The sequence below is a fragment of the Streptomyces crystallinus genome, from assembly GCF_039521265.1.
Classification (GTDB): Bacteria; Actinomycetota; Actinomycetes; order Streptomycetales; family Streptomycetaceae; genus Streptomyces; species Streptomyces crystallinus.
Genome location: NZ_BAAACA010000062.1, coordinates 1 through 15,748, shown reverse-complemented (window position 1 = coordinate 15,748; position 15,748 = coordinate 1). Strand labels below are relative to the sequence as shown.

General features: G+C 70.7%; 15 protein-coding genes. 9 read left to right on the top strand and 6 right to left on the bottom strand.

Annotated elements, in window-relative coordinates:
• Positions 1–290: 290 nt before the first annotated feature.
• Positions 291–1,886 (bottom strand): streptophobe family protein, encoded by a 1,596-nt coding sequence (locus ABD236_RS32285; RefSeq protein ID WP_344080281.1) that lies wholly within the window; start codon positions 1,884–1,886, stop codon positions 291–293.
• A 235-nt stretch (positions 1,887–2,121) separates the two neighbouring features.
• Between ABD236_RS32285 and ABD236_RS32280 the strand changes: the two genes are divergently transcribed.
• Positions 2,122–4,674 (top strand): ABC transporter ATP-binding protein/permease, encoded by a 2,553-nt coding sequence (locus tag ABD236_RS32280; RefSeq protein ID WP_344080278.1) that lies wholly within the window; start codon positions 2,122–2,124, stop codon positions 4,672–4,674.
• A 73-nt stretch (positions 4,675–4,747) separates the two neighbouring features.
• Here ABD236_RS32280 and ABD236_RS32275 read toward each other — a convergent pair whose 3' ends face one another.
• Positions 4,748–5,413: a transglycosylase SLT domain-containing protein gene (locus tag ABD236_RS32275; RefSeq protein ID WP_344080275.1), complete on the bottom strand. Its 666-nt coding sequence runs from the start codon at positions 5,411–5,413 to the stop codon at positions 4,748–4,750.
• A 507-nt stretch (positions 5,414–5,920) separates the two neighbouring features.
• Here ABD236_RS32275 and ABD236_RS32270 point away from each other — a divergent pair.
• From ABD236_RS32270 to ABD236_RS32260, 3 genes are all read left to right on the top strand, one after another.
• Positions 5,921–7,066, top strand: a complete 1,146-nt coding sequence (locus ABD236_RS32270; RefSeq protein WP_344080272.1) for a GAF domain-containing sensor histidine kinase — start codon at positions 5,921–5,923, stop codon at positions 7,064–7,066.
• Positions 7,059–7,700: a response regulator gene (locus tag ABD236_RS32265; protein ID WP_344080269.1), complete on the top strand. Its 642-nt coding sequence runs from the start codon at positions 7,059–7,061 to the stop codon at positions 7,698–7,700. Before ABD236_RS32270 ends, ABD236_RS32265 begins: the two co-directional genes overlap by 8 nt.
• A 171-nt stretch (positions 7,701–7,871) precedes the next feature.
• Positions 7,872–8,117 (top strand): chaplin, encoded by a 246-nt coding sequence (locus ABD236_RS32260; RefSeq protein ID WP_344080266.1) that lies wholly within the window; start codon positions 7,872–7,874, stop codon positions 8,115–8,117.
• A 329-nt stretch (positions 8,118–8,446) separates the two neighbouring features.
• On the opposite strand, the gene ABD236_RS32255 is transcribed toward ABD236_RS32260, so the two are convergent.
• Positions 8,447–9,235 (bottom strand): hypothetical protein, encoded by a 789-nt coding sequence (locus tag ABD236_RS32255; protein ID WP_344080263.1) that lies wholly within the window; start codon positions 9,233–9,235, stop codon positions 8,447–8,449.
• 139 nt (positions 9,236–9,374) lie between these two features.
• On the opposite strand from ABD236_RS32255, the gene ABD236_RS32250 reads away from it, so the two are divergent.
• The 4 genes from ABD236_RS32250 (at position 9,375) to ABD236_RS32235 (ending at position 12,525) form a co-directional block, all read left to right on the top strand.
• Positions 9,375–10,166 (top strand): ABC transporter ATP-binding protein, encoded by a 792-nt coding sequence (locus ABD236_RS32250; protein ID WP_344080260.1) that lies wholly within the window; start codon positions 9,375–9,377, stop codon positions 10,164–10,166.
• Between the two features lie 60 nt (positions 10,167–10,226).
• Positions 10,227–10,649, top strand: coding sequence for an NfeD family protein (locus ABD236_RS32245; protein ID WP_344080257.1), 423 nt, complete (start codon positions 10,227–10,229; stop codon positions 10,647–10,649).
• 79 nt (positions 10,650–10,728) lie between these two features.
• A complete protein-coding gene (locus tag ABD236_RS32240) occupies positions 10,729–11,658 on the top strand; it encodes an SPFH domain-containing protein (protein WP_344080254.1) in 930 nt (309 codons plus the stop codon).
• A gap of 93 nt (positions 11,659–11,751) precedes the next feature.
• On the top strand, positions 11,752–12,525 hold the full coding sequence (locus ABD236_RS32235) for a sulfite exporter TauE/SafE family protein (protein ID WP_344080251.1): 774 nt from the start codon (positions 11,752–11,754) through the stop codon (positions 12,523–12,525).
• A gap of 129 nt (positions 12,526–12,654) precedes the next feature.
• Here ABD236_RS32235 and ABD236_RS32230 read toward each other — a convergent pair whose 3' ends face one another.
• The 3 genes from ABD236_RS32230 to ABD236_RS32220 form a co-directional block, all read right to left on the bottom strand.
• Positions 12,655–13,161, bottom strand: a complete 507-nt coding sequence (locus ABD236_RS32230; RefSeq protein ID WP_101392297.1) for an HNH endonuclease — start codon at positions 13,159–13,161, stop codon at positions 12,655–12,657.
• A 157-nt stretch (positions 13,162–13,318) separates the two neighbouring features.
• Positions 13,319–13,855 carry a YbhB/YbcL family Raf kinase inhibitor-like protein gene (locus ABD236_RS32225; RefSeq protein WP_344080245.1) on the bottom strand — a complete coding sequence of 179 codons (537 nt, stop codon included), beginning with the start codon at positions 13,853–13,855 and terminating at the stop codon, positions 13,319–13,321.
• Between the two features lie 55 nt (positions 13,856–13,910).
• Positions 13,911–14,693 (bottom strand): sporulation protein, encoded by a 783-nt coding sequence (locus ABD236_RS32220; RefSeq protein ID WP_344080242.1) that lies wholly within the window; start codon positions 14,691–14,693, stop codon positions 13,911–13,913.
• A gap of 85 nt (positions 14,694–14,778) precedes the next feature.
• Here ABD236_RS32220 and ABD236_RS32215 point away from each other — a divergent pair, with 85 nt between their 5' ends.
• Entirely contained in the window at positions 14,779–15,417 is a 639-nt protein-coding gene (locus ABD236_RS32215; RefSeq protein WP_344080239.1) for a DNA-3-methyladenine glycosylase, read from the top strand.
• Positions 15,418–15,748: the final 331 nt, after the last annotated feature.

The following is a 15,748-nucleotide window of genomic DNA, read 5'->3' as shown; positions in this document are numbered from 1 at the left end:
GTTCCCCGCGCCCCTAGGTGGCTAGGGGCGCGGGGAACTGCGCGAGCAACCCAGCACGGTCCGCAGACAAAAACCGGCGCAGCAGGCCCGAAAAAAGAAGGGGGTCCGGGGCCGCAGCCCCGCCCGGGGTCCGGGGCCGCAACCCCGCCCGGGGTCCGGGGCCGCAACCCCGCCCGGGGTCCGGGGCCGCAGGCCCGCCCGGGGTCCGGGGGCCGCAGCCCCCGGAGAACCCACCTCCCCCCCCCACCCACACCCCCGGAGGGTTTAGGGAAGGGGCGGGGAGGGGCGACTCACCGCGGACCCCCCTCGTCCCGCAGATAGGGATTCGTCTCCCGAGAAGGCCGGTACACCGGCGACGGCGCATAGGGCCCGGAACGCCCGTACACCTCCTCCGACGAAGGCCCAGCAGAACGCGCCGGCCCCGGCTCGAACGCCCGCCGCCCCGCCGCCCCCAGCCCGTACGCCAGCAGCGCCCCCACCCCACCGGCCAGCGCCCCCCACCCCAGCCCCAGCACAAGCGCCACCCCCGCGTTCCCGTGCAACGACACCCCCGCCCCGAACGCGTCGAACCCCAGCACCGACAGCGACGCGTCCGCGGACACCCCCGTCAGCCACACCAGAAGCGGCAGCGCCAGCCCCGTCGCCACGGCCAGAGAAAGCGCGCACCGCCCCGCGAACGCCCCCGCCGACCGCCCCCGCACCGGCGTGCGGGCCGCCGCGAGCACCCCCGCGTACAACATCACCACGCCTCCGGCGACGGCCAACAGCCAGACGCGCCCGTCCAGTTCGGCCAGCCGCCCCAGGCTCACGCGCTGTTCCTCCTTGAAGCCGAGCAGCTTGTCCAGCGGGTCCGGCAGCACCTTCACCAGCGCCCCCGTGGCATGCCCGCTCCACGGCACGAGCAGGCCGAGCGGCAGCGCCAGCCACACCCCGTTCGGCGCACCGAGCAGCGCCGCGCCCGCGATGCGCCCGGGGTGGCCGTCGCCCACCATCGCGTACGCCGCCGCCGCGAGCCCCGCCAGCACCGCGACCAGGGCCACCGCGACCAGCGCGGACGCGGCGGGCCGTACCACCCGGTTCACCCGTTCCCAGCCGCGCGGCAGCGGCGAGCGGCGCGAGGCGAGCAGGGCGATCAGCAGCACCCCGAGCACCCAGAACAATGCGCCCGCCAGCGAGTCCGCCGTGTTCACGGTGAAGCCGACCTGCGCCTTGGCGTCGGCGAGCTTGCCGAGCCGCTCCGGCAGCAGCCCGCCGAGGTCCCCGAGGCCCCCCAGGTCGCCGAGCCCCGGGATGGACACCTTCCCGGCGCCGGGAGACCCGCCCGGGTCGAGACCGAGCGAGGACCCGTCGATGGTGACCAGGTCGTGCCCGGCCCAGGCCAGCCCCGCCGCCACCGCGACGAACAGCACCACGACCCCGCCCGCCCGCGCGGCGAGCTCCGCCCCGGGCAGCACCGCGCCCGCCGCCCGCAGCGAGCGCAGGAAGAAGAAGGCGAGCAGCACCGCCCCGGCGAGCGACACCCCCAGTGGCGTGATCTCGACGGCCGTCCTCGCCTGGGCGCCGGTCAGACCGAAGGCCGAGACATCGCCCGAGGGGGTGACCGAGCCGCCCGCCCCGAGCACCACCACGGCCGCCGTCATCGGGCCCAGCGCCCCGGCCGCGTCGGCGCCGAGCAGATGCAGCCCGAGGGCCGCGACCCCCGCCATCCCGACCAGCGCCCAGCTGACCGAGGCGACGGAGGACAGCAGCACATCGGCCCAGGGAACGGCGCCGGACGCCTCCCGTGCCCCGGTCGCACCCGGCGCCCCGGAGCCCCCGGAGGCCTTCTTCCCGATCCTGCCGCCCATGCCCACCAGGCCCCCCGGGATTCGTCCAACTTGTCCCATTCGCGCATGATCCGTACGCAGTCATGGGTGCTTACTACTTTCCGGGCGCGTTTCGACTGAGTCAACGGCGCGCGCGTACACGTCTGTTGCTCGACTGCAACAGGTCTGTGCACGTTATTCACAAGGGCCGGGTTTCGGATACGAGCCCGGGCCTGAAATAGTTCCCCACGATGTTCGCCATCCCTAGACTCCCTGTATCGGGGGATTGCTCGGGGGACAACAAGTGGGGCATGGAGTGCCGGAACTCGTACTGGAATTGAATGGCAGGACCTGGACGCTGGACGCGTCCCGGTCGTACACCCTCGGACGTGATCCGCAGGGCGACATGGTGATCGACGACGCCAGGGTCTCGTGGCGGCACGCCACGATCAGCTGGGGCGGCCGGAGTTGGGTCATCGAGGACCACGGCAGCACCAACGGCACCTATGTGCAGGGTCAGCGGATCCACCAGATGGAAATCGGCCCCGGGTCCGCGGTGCACCTGGGCAACGCGACCGACGGCCCGCGGCTGAATCTCACCGCTGCCGCGGCCCCGGCGGGGGCGGCCGCGTACAGCGCGCCCGCCGCGGCCCAGCAGGCCCCGCAGCAGGCTCCGCCGCAGCAGCCCCAGCACGGCGGCGCGGGCTGGGCCCCGCAGCAGCCCCAGCAGCCGGCTCCGCAGCAGCACGCCCCTGGGCAGGTCCCGCAGCAGGCGCCCCAGCAGCCCTGGCAGCAGGCGCCGCAGCCGCAGGTCCCGCCGCAGGGCCCCGGCCAGGGCGCGGGCGCGCCCGCCTACGGCGACCGCAGCCCCACCACGTTCCACCAGCTGGCGCTGGGCCGGGTGATGCGGATCGGCCGTGCGCTGGAGAACGAGCTGGTCGTCTCCGACCTCCAGGTCTCGCGCCACCACGCCGAGTTCCACTCGACGCCCGACGGCCGCATGGAGATCCGCGACCTCGGCTCGCACAACGGCACGTACGTCAACGGCATGCCGATCGCCAAGGGCGGCTCCGCGCTGCTCGGGCCGAACGACATCGTGGGCGTCGGCCACTCGACCTTCCGTATCGTCGGCGACCGCCTCGAGGAGTTCGTCGACACCGGTGACGTCTCCTTCTCGGCCCGCCACCTCACGGTGACGGTCGACGGCGGCAAGCAGATCCTCAAGGACGTCTCCTTCGGCGTCCCGGAGAAGTCGCTGATCGCCGTCATCGGCCCCTCCGGCTCCGGCAAGTCCACTCTGCTCAAGGCGCTCACCGGCTACCGGCCCGCCAACCAGGGCGACGTCCTCTACGACAACCGCAACCTGTACAAGCAGTTCGCCGAGCTGCGCCAGCGCATCGGTCTGGTCCCGCAGGACGACATCCTGCACAAGGAGCTGACCGTCAAGAAGGCGCTGAAGTACGCAGCCAAGCTGCGCTTCCCCGCCGACACCAGCGAGGCCGAGCGCAACCAGCGGATCGACGAGGTCCTCGGCGAGCTCAAGCTGGACATCCACAAGGAGAAGAAGGTCACCTCCCTCTCCGGTGGCCAGCGCAAGCGCGTCTCGGTCGCCCTGGAGCTGCTGACCAAGCCGTCGCTGATCTTCCTGGACGAGCCGACCTCGGGCCTGGACCCGGGCATGGACCGCGATGTCATGCAGCTGCTGCGCGGCCTCGCCGACGACGGCCGCACCGTCCTCGTCGTCACCCACTCGGTGGCGGAGCTCGCGATCTGCGACAAGCTCCTGGTGATGGCCCCGGGCGGCTCGGTGGCGTACTTCGGTCCGCCCGAGGAGGCGCTGAACTTCTTCGGCTACGGCACCTGGGCCGATGTCTTCTCCGCCTTCGAGAACTACCGCGACTACGACTGGGCGGGCCGCTGGAAGGGCTCGCAGCACTACCAGATGTACGCCGCGGACATCGACGCGGTGGCCGCGCAGTCGGTCCAGATGCCGTCCCCCAACCAGATGCGCCCGCCCAAGCCGCAGAGCTGGGGCGCGCAGCTGTGGACGCTGATGCGGCGGTACTCGTCGGTCATCGCCTCCGACAAGGGCTTCCTGGGCCTGATGGTGATACTGCCCGCCGTCCTCGGCGCGGTCAGCGTGGTCATCCCGGCGAAGTTCGGGCTGGCCCCGCCGACGCCGCCGAGCAAGTTCAACAGCGACGCGGGCACGATCATGCTGATCCTCGCGGTCGGCATGTGCTTCTCGGGCGCGGCCAACTCCGTACGAGAGCTGATCAAGGAACGGGTCATCTACGAACGGGAACGGGCCACCGGCCTCTCCCGCTCGGCCTATCTGATGTCCAAGGTCATCGTGCTCGGCGTGATCACCGCGGTCCAGGGCGTCATCATCTGCGCCATCGGCTTCTCCACCCGGGACCTCCCCAAGGAGGGCCTGATCATGCCGCCGGCCGCCGAGATCTGCCTGGTGGTCATCGCCCTCGGCTTCACCTCGATGATGTTCGGCCTGGTCATCTCCTCGCTGGTGAAGACCGCCGAGAAGACCATGCCGCTGCTGGTCATGTTCGCGATCGTGCAGGTCGTCTTCACCGGCATCCTCTTCAAGGTCTACGGCTCGATCGGCCTGGAGCAGTTCGCCTGGCTGATGCCCTCGCGCTGGGCCATCGCGGGCGCCGGCTCCACGCTCGACCTCGCGCACCTGATGCCGCCGTGGGACCAGAACAAGCCCACCGACCTGGACCCGCTGTGGGAGCACTCGGCGAGCCAGTGGGGCATCAACATCACCGTGCTGATCGTCCTCGGTGTGATCTGCGGCTTCGCGGTGGCGCGTCTGCTGCGCCGCCACGAGCCCGAGGTCATGCGCAAGTAACGCGGCCCGGGAACACGGCGAAGGGCGGCACCCCGCACGGGGTGCCGCCCTTTCGTGTGCCGTCCGGCGATCGTCAGTAGGCGCCGTTGACGTTGTCCATGGAGCCGTACTTGTCGGCCGCGTAGTTGGCGGCGGCGGTGATGTTGGCGACCGGGTCGTAGATGTTCCACGACGTGCCGGCCACGTGGTACGCGTTGAAGGTCGGCTGGATGACCTGGAGCAGACCCTTCGACGGGACACCGTTGATGGCGTTGATGTCCCAGCCGTTGATGGCGTTCGGGTTGCCGGTCGACTCCCGCATGATGTTGCGGTACAGACCGTTGTACGAACCGGGGATGCCCTTGGACTTCATGATGTCCAGGGACTGGCGGATCCAGCCGTCCAGGTTGTTGGCGTAGACCGGCTTGCGGGCGGCGGCGCGGCTCGCGGCGGCGTCGGCCGCGCGCTTCTTCGCCTCGGCCTCGGCCTTGGCCTTCGCGTCGGCCGCGGCCTTCGCCTTGGCCTGCTTGACGGCGGTGACGTGCTGCTTGGCGATGTTCGCGCCGACGGCCTTGGCGTTGGTGTTGGCGGCCGTCACGGAGAAGGCCACGGGCTCGGCGGCCACGGCGGTACCCGACTCGCCGCTGCCCGGCAGGACAGAGATGGCGAGGGCGGCGGCGCCGAGAGCGGCGACACCGGCAATCGAGATCTTGTGCGTCTTGTTCAGACGACTGTGACCAGGGTTGCTGGACTCGGGCATGGTTGTGGGACCTCTTCCGAATGGCGGGGACGGCACACGAAAGCGCCGCGGCGGTGAGCCGCAGCGCTGTGCGACGGGAGCCATTCTTAGCGGCCGCAAAATCCTGTGGCAAAGGTGTGACGTACGAAGCGGGATAGTGGATCAGGGGCCGGGAAAAAGCAGCTCCCGCCCCTGCTCACCACGCTCACAGGGCCTTTATGAATCCACTACGCTGCTTCGTAAGTGATGTGCGTCCTATGCGCGGGCTCACATCGACCCCGTAACAGTCTCACCATGAGTTGCAGGAGCAATTCGGTGCGTAATGGCTCTCGTCCGGAAGGATGAGGCGGACGTCGCCGAACTCGTGCCAGAGGCAGAGAGCCCGTGCGGCCCGGTCAGCAGCCCGTCCACCACGCCTACCCCGCGCGCGGGCGTCACACATCGACCATCGACCTAGTCCCGGGGACCCAGCCCCGCGCCGTCCACAGGCGGATACGGACCGTCACACCCCGCGGGTACGGTGATCCCATGAGCCACCGACCGAGCTCCGGCCTCGCCGCCGTGAGCACCGCGCTCCTCGCGATGAGCAGGCATCTGGAGGTGCGCGACGTCCTCAAGACGATCGTCGCCTCGGCCCGCGACCTGCTCGACGCGGAGTACGCGGCCCTCGGCGTCCCCGACGACCACGGCGGCTTCGCACAGTTCGTGGTGGACGGCGTCAGCGACGAGCAGTGGAAGGCGATCGGCCCCCTGCCGCGCCAGCACGGCATCCTCGCGGCGATGCTCCACGACAAGCAGGCCGAGCGGCTCCCGGACGTGCGCAAGGACCCCCGCTTCGGCGGCTGGCCCGCCACCCACCCCGACATGTCCGACTTCCTGGGCGTGCCGATCCGCGACGGCGACGACACGCTGGGCACCCTCTTCCTCGCCAACAAGCGCTGCCCCAAGCCGGAGGGCGGCTGCGGCTTCACCGAGGACGACGCCGAACTGCTCGGCATCCTCGCCCAGCACGCGGCGATCGCCCTGACCAACGCCCGGCTGTACGAGCGCAGCCGCGAGCTCACCATCACCGAGGAGCGCACCCGCCTCGCCCACGAGCTGCACGACGCGGTCAGCCAGAAGCTCTTCTCGCTCCGGCTCACCGCCCAGGCGGCCGCCGCCCTGGTCGACCGCGACCCCGCGCGCGCCAAGGGCGAGCTCCAGCAGGTCGCCGCGCTCGCCGCGGAGGCCGCCGACGAGCTGCGCGCGGCCGTGGTGGAGCTGCGCCCGGCCGCGCTGGAGGAGGACGGCCTCATCAACACGCTGCGCACCCAGATCCAGGTCCTCGACCGCGCCCACAGCGCCGAGGTCACCTTCGAGAACTGCGGGGTGCGCGCCCTGCCGCCCGCCCAGGAGGAGGCGCTGCTGCGCGTCGCCCAGGAGGCGCTGCACAACGCCCTGCGCCACTCGGAGGCCGAACACGTCTCGGTCGTCCTCATCAGGCGCGGCCAGGGCGCCGCCCTGCGGGTCGTCGACGACGGCCGAGGATTCGAGCCCCGGGCGGTCCGCCGCGCCGGCCGTCACCTCGGCCTGGTGTCGATGCGGCACCGGGCGAGCGGCGTCGGGGGCCGGCTCATCGTGAAATCGGCGCCCGGCGAGGGCGCCACGATCGAGATGGAGGTGCCAGGTGGCTGACAGCATCAAAGTCCTCCTGGTCGACGACCACCAGGTGGTCCGCCGCGGGCTGCGGACGTTCCTGGAGATCCAGGACGACATAGAGGTCGTCGGCGAGGCCGCCGACGGCGCCGAGGGGGTCGCCCGCGCCGAGGAGCTCAAGCCGGACGTCGTCCTGATGGACGTGAAGATGCCCGGCATGGACGGCATCGAGGCGCTGCGCAAGCTGCGCTCGCTGGCCAACCCGGCGAAGGTGCTGATCGTCACCAGCTTCACCGAGCAGCGCACGGTGGTGCCCGCGCTGCGGGCGGGCGCGGCGGGCTATGTGTACAAGGACGTCGACCCGGAGGCGCTGGCCGGCGCGATCCGCTCGGTGCACGCCGGGCATGTGCTGCTCCAGCCGGAGGTCGCGGGCGCGCTGCTCTCCCAGGACGACGCGGGCGGCGGCCAGGGGCGCGGCACCTCCCTCACCGAGCGCGAGCGCGAGGTCCTCGGCCTCATCGCTGACGGCCGCTCCAACCGCGAGATCGCCCGGGCCCTGGTCCTCTCCGAGAAGACGGTCAAGACGCACGTCTCCAACATCCTCATGAAACTGGACCTCGCGGACCGCACCCAGGCGGCCCTGTGGGCGGTCCGGCACGGCCTGACGGACTGACCGGCGTCCATGAGCAAAGACGCCCATAAGTAAATACGGATCGTCATGGTCCGGTGAGAGATTCATACCGTCGGGTGGATGTCACCCGTCCGGCGCATCCCCGGCGACGGGTGGGCGTTCTCCATGGCGTGCCGCGGCGGACCGCCGCGGCGAGACCAGGAGGAACCTGAAGTGAAGAACCTGAAGAAGGCCGCCGCCGTCGCCATGGTCGCCGGAGGAATCGTCGCAGCCGGGGCGGGTGCGGCGGCCGCCCACGGCGGCGCGACGGCGGACGGGGTCGCCGAGAACTCCCCGGGCGTCGTCTCCGGCAACCTGGTGCAGGTCCCGGTCCAGGTCCCCGTCAACGCGACGGGCAACTCGGTCAACGTGATCGGCCTCCTGAACCCGGCGTTCGGCAACGAGTCCTCCAACGTGTGAGGTCCTGGGGGGCGCGCCCCTTCTCGGCCCGGCCTTTGTCCGCGGGTGAGTGGGCGGTTGCTCGCGCCGTTCCCCGCGCCCCTGGGTAGGACGGCCCGTTCGGGTGCGGCTCGTGGCCTCTTCTCGCGCAGTTCCCCGCGCCCCTGAAAGATCTCGGGGCTGAGCCGGTCTCTCCGGCTGCCGGCAACCCCCTGAGGGGCGCGGGGAACTGCGCGACCAGCCCACCACGGCCCGCAGACGAACAGGGGGTCCGGGGCGCAGCCCCGGGAAGACGGACCTCCACCCCCACCCACCCCCGGAGGGTTGAGGGAACGGGCGGGGTGGGGGAACTAACCCCGCGCGACCCCCTCCACATACGCGTTGTACGCCGCCACCCGAGCCCGCCGAGCCACCCGCTCCACCGGCCGCAACGCCTCCGCCCGAGCCCCCAGCTCCGACGCGCTCACCGCGCCCCCGACGTCCTGCGCCCCGTGCGCCACGTCCACCAGGAGCCCCACCCGCCGGGCCAGCTCCAGCACCCGTACCGCCCGTGGCGGATACCCGGGAGCCAGCACCGACTCGTCCGGCCCCTCCGCCCGCGCCCGGTACGCGTCGATCGCCGCCTGGGCCGCCGGCCCCGACCCGGCCACGTCGAGGCGGGTCAGGACGGCCGTCGCCTCCCGCAGCGCCTCCGCCAGCTCCCGCTCCGCCTCCCCGAGCGAGGGAACGTCCGCCGGCGGCGCCTCCCGTACCGCCATGCACCGCCACAGCACCTCGACCCGCACATCACCCGCGGGCCCCACCTCGCTCACCTCCGGCACCAGCCCGTGCGGCGCCCCGAACCCGACGACCGCCTCCTGCGCCTCCAGCGCCCGCGCGTTGAACTCCGGCGGCCCGCTGAGTCCCAGCGGGTGCCCCGGCGCGGGCAGCGCGACCCGGAAGCCCGTCACCCCGAGCCCGCGCAGCCGCCCGAGCGCCAGCGTGAGCCCCACCGGCGCCGCCTCACCCGGCAGCCCCGCCACCCGGTGCACCGTGTCGTCACCGACGATCGCCGAAGCGGCGTCGTCCGGCGATGCTTTCCCGGCCAACAGGGCGTTTCCCCATGCGGCCAGCCGACCTGAACGTGGTTCCGAGAACATGGACCCAGCCTAGGTACTGGCCCTCACGGCAGGTCCACTCCCTCAGTGGCGTAGGTTTTGTCTGGGAGATTTCAACCGGGACCCTGCCCACAGGCCCAGCCCGGACCTCAAGACGATTGCATGGGGAGACAACGCGCTCATGAGCGATGTACTGGAGCTGGTGGACGTATCCGTGGTCCGCGACGGACGCGCTCTGGTGGACGACGTCTCCTGGTCGGTCAAGGAGGGTGAGCGCTGGGTGATCCTCGGCCCCAACGGCGCCGGCAAGACCACCCTCCTCAACATCGCCTCCAGCTACCTCTTCCCGACCACCGGCACGGCGAAGATCCTCGGCGACCCGCTCGGCAAGGTCGACGTCTTCGAGCTGCGCCCGCGCATCGGCATGGCCGGCGTCGCCATGGCCGACAAGCTCCCCAAGCGCCAGACCGTGCTCCAGACGGTGCTCACCGCCGCGTACGGCATGACCGCCACCTGGCAGGAGCAGTACGACGCCGTCGACGAGGAGCGCGCCCGCGCCTTCCTCGACCGGCTCGGCATGACCGAGTACCTCGACCGCAAGTTCGGCACCCTCTCCGAGGGCGAGCGCAAGCGCACCCTGATCGCCCGCGCCATGATGACCGACCCCGAGCTGCTGCTCCTCGACGAGCCCGCCGCCGGTCTCGACCTCGGCGGCCGCGAGGACCTGGTCCGCCGCCTCGGCCGCCTCGCCCGCGACCCGTACGCGCCCTCGATGGTCATGGTCACGCACCACGTCGAGGAGATCGCCCCCGGCTTCACCCACGTCCTCATGATCCGTCAGGGCAAGGTGCTCGCCGCCGGCCCCATGGAGACCGAGCTCACCTCCCGCAACCTCTCCCTCTGCTTCGGGCTCCCGCTCGTCGTCGAGCACCGCGGCGACCGCTACTCCGCCACCGGCCTCCCGCTCGCCTGACGCCCGGCGGGATCGCGGGCGCACTGTCCGTGACGGGGTGCCCGGACCTACCATGACCTCGTGGACGCATGGGTTGGGTGGCTGATCGCGGCGGCAGGTCTGGGGATCCCCCTGGTGCTGACCGCCATGCCGGAGTTCGGCATGCTGTCCGTCGGCGCGGTCGCCGCCGCCGTGGCCGCGGGCCTGGGGCTGGGCACCGTCGCACAGGTCCTCGTCTTCGTCGTGGTCTCGGTGGCCCTCATCGCCGTCGTCCGGCCCATCGCGGCCCGGCACAGCGCCGAGCGGCCCCACCTCGCCACCGGCATCGACGCACTGAAGGGCCGTCAGGCCGTCGTCCTGGAGAGAGTCGACGGCAGCGGCGGCCGGATCAAGCTCGCGGGCGAGGTGTGGTCGGCCCGCACCCTCGACGACGGCCAGTCGTTCGAACCCGGACAGCAGGTCGATGTGGTCGAGATCGACGGAGCGACTGCCATCGTCATGTGAACCATGCCAGGATCGTCCGGGCCGGTAGCCGCAGAGCTGCCGGGCACTTCCTAGAGGCAAGAAAGGCACGGGGAACGCGATGTCAGCGATCATCATCGTCCTGATCATTCTGGTGGTGCTGGTCTTCATCGCCCTGATCAAGACCATCCAGGTGATCCCGCAGGCCAGCGCCGCCATCGTGGAACGCTTCGGCCGCTATACGAGGACGCTGAACGCGGGCCTGAACATCGTCGTCCCGTTCATCGACTCCATCCGCAACCGCATCGACCTGCGCGAGCAGGTCGTGCCGTTCCCGCCGCAGCCGGTGATCACCCAGGACAACCTGGTCGTCAACATCGACACCGTCATCTACTACCAGGTGACCGACGCCCGCGCCGCCACGTACGAGGTCGCCAGCTACATCCAGGCGATCGAACAGCTCACCGTCACCACGCTGCGCAACATCATCGGCGGCATGGACCTGGAGCGGACCCTCACCTCCCGCGAGGAGATCAACGCGGCCCTGCGCGGCGTCCTCGACGAAGCCACCGGCAAGTGGGGCATCCGCGTCAACCGCGTCGAGCTCAAGGCCATCGAGCCGCCGACCTCCATCCAGGACTCGATGGAGAAGCAGATGCGCGCCGACCGTGACAAGCGCGCCGCGATCCTCCAGGCCGAAGGTGTCCGGCAGTCCGAGATCCTGCGCGCCGAGGGCGAGAAGCAGTCCGCGATCCTGCGCGCCGAGGGCGAGGCCAAGGCCGCCGCCCTGCGCGCCGAGGGCGAGGCCCAGGCGATCCGTACGGTCTTCGAGTCCATCCACGCGGGCGACCCCGACCAGAAGCTCCTCTCCTACCAGTACCTCCAGATGCTCCCGAAGATCGCCGAGGGCGACGCCAACAAGCTCTGGATCGTGCCCAGCGAGATCGGCGACGCGCTCAAGGGTCTGTCCGGCGCGTTCGGCAACCTCGGCGGGGGAGTACCCGGCTTCAACACGGGCGCCGAGCGCCGCGAAGAACCGCCCGTCGACTGAACGCGGTTGCCTGCGTCCTCCCTCATCCGTGCATGATCAGTGCGGCCCCTCGACCTCCATGGCGGGGAGGCGTCTCACTGATCGTGTAAGGAGATGGCGTTGTCCATCTGGGAAGCACTCGCGGTCTTCGCGGCCGGTATCGGCGCCGGCACCATCAACACCATCGTCGGCTCAGGCACCCTGATCACCTTCCCCGTGCTGCTGGCCACCGGTCTCCCGCCGATCACGGCGAACGTGTCCAACACCCTCGGCCTGGTCTCCGGCTCCATCAGCGGAGCCATCGGCTACCGCCGCGAACTGAGCGGCCAGGGCCGCCGCATCCTGCGCCTCGCCTCCACCGGTCTGGTGGGCGGCCTGGTCGGCGCGATCCTGCTGCTCGCCCTGCCCTCCGACGCGTTCGACGCGATCGTCCCCGTACTGGTCGGCATCGCGCTGCTGCTCGTCCTCCTCCAGCCGCGCATCGCCGCCGCCGTCAAGCGCCGCCGCGAGGCCACCGGCACCCGGGCCCACCCCGACGGCGGCCCCGTCCTGCTCGTCGGCCTCTTCCTCGCCAGCGTGTACGGGGGCTACTTCGGCGCGGCGCAGGGCGTCCTCTACCTCTCCCTGATGGGCCTGCTGCTCCCCGAGAGCCTCCAGCGCGTCAACGCCGTCAAGAACATCCTCGCGGCGTTGGTCAACGGAGTCGCCGCGGTCTTCTTCCTCTTCGTCGCCGACTTCGACTGGACGGCGGTCCTGCTCATCGCGGTCGGCTCGACGATAGGCGGCCAGATCGGCGCCAAGGTGGGCCGCCGCCTGAAGCCCGCGGTGCTACGAGGGGTGATCATCGCGGTGGGAGTGGTGGCGATCGTGCAGCTAGTACTGCGCTGAGAAGCTGAGAACAAGTGGGGCCCGCCTCCAAGAGGAGGCGGGCCTTCGCTGGGTCACCCCAAGGGGCCCGGGGACCTGCGCGCCCAGCCACGCACGGTCCGCACCCGAAAGACACGCCCTAGCGCAGCACTACGCGGCCCCGCGAGCGAGCCACTCCGGCAGAGCGGACCGATCCCCGGCCGCCATGCCGAGCAGCATCGCGTCAGCGGGCGACGGCACGAACGGCTCCCGCAACAGCGGCATCCCCGCCTCCTCCGGCGTCCGGTCGGCCTTGCGGTGGTTGTCCTCCGCGCAGGACGCCACCGTGTTCAGCCAGCTGTCGCGGCCGCCCTGGGCCCGCGGCACCACATGGTCCACGGTCGTCGCGCGCCTGCCGCAGTACGCGCACCGGTGCTGGTCCCGGACCAACACCCCCCTCCTCGACCACGGAGCCTGTCTTCGGAAGGGCACCCGTACGTACCGGCAGAGCCTGATCACCCGCGGCACCGGTATCTCCACCGCCGCCGCACGCATCCGCAGCTCCGGATGCTCCTGCTCGACGACGGCCTTGTCCTGGAGGACCAGCACGACCGCACGGTTGAGAGTGACCGTCGACAGCGGCTCGAAGCTCGCGTTCAGTACCAGCGTGTCCCGCATTGTGCCCACCTCCGCGTAGTGCCGGCCCACCCCCTGGCGGGCTTGGATCAACTCTGGCCGGGCCGGCCACGACGGACAACGCATTAAAAATGCCCTGCTCTGATCTCTCCAAGACCAGAGCAGGGCAAACAATGAAGGAACGATCAGCTACCCGGAGTCAGCTGTTCGAGGGACCCGTGTACGTACCGATCAGCTGGGCGCGTGCCAGCGTATGGAAACGCAGATTGAATCCGACCACGGCGGGCGAGGCCTCCGCGTCCGGTCCCAGCTTCGCGGAATCCACCGCGTACACCGTGAAGACATAGCGGTGCGACTCGCCGGCCGGCGGGGCCGCGCCGCCGAATTCCTTCGCCCCGTAGTCATTGCGGACCTGCACCGCTCCGGCCGGCAGACCCTCGAACTTGCCGCTGCCCGCGCCGACCGGCAGCTCGGTCACCGACTTCGGGATGTCGAACACCACCCAGTGCCAGAACCCGCTGCCCGTCGGCGCGTCCGGGTCGAAGCACGTCACCGCGAAGCTCTCGGTCTCTGCCGGGAACCCTTCCCACCGCAGGTGAGGAGAGGTGTTCCCCTCCGCGTACACCTGGGCGTCCTGAAGCGGCGCACCCTCCTGGACGTCCTCGCTCACCACGGTGAACGAGGGCACCTCGGGGTGGAAGTCATGGGGGAGCGGCGGCCTCTTGAGCTCGCTCACGCGGGCACCTCCTGATCGGTATGCGGCTGATCGGTATCCGTGACTGGGGCCGAGCCTAGAACCAGTTGCGCCGGCCGCCGACCTCGGCGAGCCACTGGTGCAGATATGCCGCCCAGTCCGTCCCCTGGAAGTCGTTCAGACCCACCTGGAACGAGCGGTACGAGTCGCTGCCCTCGCTGAACAGGCCCGGCTTCTTGTCCATCTCCAGGACGACGTCCATCGCCCGGTCGTCCGCGACGAAGGTCAGCTCCACCTGGTTCAGGCCCCGGTACTCCGACGGCGCGTAGAACTCGATCTCCTGGTAGAACGGCAGCCGCTGGCGCGTGCCCCGGATGTGGCCGCGCTCCATGTCCGCGCTCTTGAAGCGGAAGCCCAGCTGGATGAAGGCGTCGAGGATCGCCTGCTGCGCCGGGAGCGGGTGCACGTTGACCGGGTCCAGGTCGCCCGAGTCCACGGCACGCGCGATCTCCAGCTCCGTCGTCACACCGATGTGCATCCCGCGCAGCGGCTGGCCGTCGACCGTGGTGACCGGCGTCTCCCACGGAATCTCCAGGCCGAACGGCACCACGTGCACCGCGCCGGCCTTCAGCTCGAACGCACCGCCAAGCCGGAGCTTGGTGAACTCGATGTCCTGCTTGGTCTCGTGGTCACCGCCCTCGACCTCGACACGCGCCTGGAGGCCGACCGAGAGTCCCTCGATCTGCTGGTCCACCGATCCGCCCTGGATCCGCACCTCGCCCTGGACGACACCGCCCGGCACCACGTTCGCCTCGGTCAGCTCCGTCTCGACCGACGCGCCACCGGCACCCAGACTCGCGAGCAGACGCTTGAACCCCATGCTGTTCCCTCCATAGATCCTGCCCCCACTAAACGCATCACCACGGCCTCCGGTTCCGTCTCCCCACCCGGTACCCTCGGACGCCATGATCGCGGCCCCCGAACGTACGCCACTTCCGCGCGGTTTCTTCGACCGCCCCGTCCTGGAGGTCGCCCCCGACCTCCTCGGCCGCACCCTGGTGCGCCAGACCGCCGACGGGCCGATCGAGCTGAGACTGACCGAGGTGGAGGCGTACGACGGCGCGAACGACCCCGGATCGCACGCCTTCCGCGGCCGCACAGCACGCAACGGCGTGATGTTCGGCCCGCCCGGCCATGCGTACGTCTACTTCACGTACGGGATGTGGCACTGCCTGAACATGGTGTGCGGGCCGGAGGGCAGGGCGAGCGGGGTCCTGCTGCGGGCCGGAGAGATCCAGGTAGGCGCGGAGCTGGCGCGCAAACGTCGGATCTCAGCCAAAAACGAGAGAGAACTGGCCAAAGGCCCGGCCCGGCTCGCCACGGCCCTGGACGTCGACCGCGCCCTGGACGGCGCGGACGTCTGTACCCCGGATGCCCCGCTCTCCGTACTTACGGGGACCCCGCCGCCCGCCGACCTGGTACGCAGCGGACCGCGTACCGGGGTGGGCGGCGAAGGCGCCCCGCATCCGTGGCGGTTCTGGATCGCTGACGACCCGACAGTCAGCCCGTATCGCGCGCATCAGCCACGCCGACGCGCAACTTGACTCGCCCCGGCCGGAGGCCTAACGTAGCCCGAGCCGCTTGAGACGGGCCCTGCTGTTCAGCACCCCGAAGCGGCCACCCACTACCTACGACTGACCCCAACGGGTCCTTGTTTCGGCATGCCGGAATTCGGATTCGTCGGCTCGATGCGGCCCGATTATGAGCCGCCCGGGAAATCAGCTAAAGTAGTGACCACGCCGAAAGGGAAACCGCGAAAGCGAAAACCCCGAAAGCAAATCCCGCCGACCGGGAATCGGACACGAAAGAGTCTGATAGAGTCGGAAACGAAGGAAGCGCCCGGAGGGCCCGGAAACGGGAACAAAGGAAGCGTCC